Here is a 1,054-nt window from a genome sequence, read left to right as displayed (position 1 = left end):
AAAAGGAACTGAATAGTAAAACAGGCAATTAAAAATAAAGGTGAATAAATGTCGGATATTATTTTGCATCAATGGGAAATTTCTCCATTTTGCCAAAAAGTTGCAAGAGCTTTGAAATTTAAGGGAATCCCCTACGAAACGATTAATTACAACGGCATTCTTGGAGCGAAAGTACCTTTGCTCAGTAAAGTGGGCAAAGTACCTGTTATTGACCATAAAGGGCAGCGTATACAAGACAGTACCCATATCGCTCGCTACCTAGACGAAAATTTTCCGGATACACCTCGACTTTATCCCGAAGACGCAAATCAAAAGGCACTTGCAGAACTTTGGGAAGACTGGGCAGATGAATCACTCTATTTTTATGAAGTATATTTAAGAGTAAATGATTCGGAAGCTTTAGAAGAAGCAATTCGTATTAGCAGTATTGGCCGCCCTGCATATGAAAAACCTATGGTGAAGGGTTTTATTTTAGCTGAACTCAAAACACAGCTTTTCTTTCAAGGCTTGGGCAGAATGAAAGCTGAAAATGTTGAAGAAGAATTTATACGACACCTCGACCGTATTGAGCAGGTTTTATCACAAAGTGAATGGTTAGTGGGTGAGAATCAAACGATTGCAGACATAGCTGTAGTTGCTCAACTTGGTGAAGTCATTCGTACAAGTAAGAAGTTTGGTAAGGAAATCTTGGATCGTCCATTTATGGCAGAATGGTATAAAAAACAAACAGGTTGAGACGACTATGGCATCAGCAACACCAGATAAAATACGAGATTGTGCAGTTGTTATTGGCGTTGGGGCATCACAGGGCATCGGTGCTGCTGTCTGTCATCGCTTTGCAAAAGAGGGCTTAAAAGTTTACGTTGCTGGACGTACTTTCCAAAAAATTGAGGCAGTAGCTGCCGAAATCCATGCCAATGCAGGCGAAGCTGTGGCATTTCGTCTAGATGCAGAAGATATCAATCAAGTTCAAGCATTGTTTGACACCATCATAAGTCAGAATGAACGTATTACTGCAGTTATTCATAATGTTGGGGGAAATATTCCCTCAATT

General features: G+C 39.9%; 2 protein-coding genes. Both read left to right on the top strand.

Features of this window, described 5'->3' with window-relative positions:
- The first annotated feature begins 48 nt into the window (after positions 1 to 48).
- Positions 49 to 735, top strand: coding sequence for a glutathione S-transferase family protein (locus VXQ92_RS20945; RefSeq protein WP_065718793.1), 687 nt, complete (start codon positions 49 to 51; stop codon positions 733 to 735).
- A gap of 7 nt (positions 736 to 742) precedes the next feature.
- Positions 743 to 1,054, top strand: a 312-nt coding sequence (locus VXQ92_RS20940) for an SDR family NAD(P)-dependent oxidoreductase (protein WP_416683061.1), incomplete at its 3' end; no start/stop codon positions are given.

The organism is Acinetobacter sp. 228 (genome assembly GCF_048147885.1).
This window is presented reverse-complemented; position numbering and strand designations above follow the sequence as displayed.

Coding starts and splice junctions, on each gene's coding strand:
- VXQ92_RS20945 (WP_065718793.1), top strand. CDS start 49: ATGTCGGATATTATTTTGCATCAATGGGAAATTTCTCCATTTTGCCAA.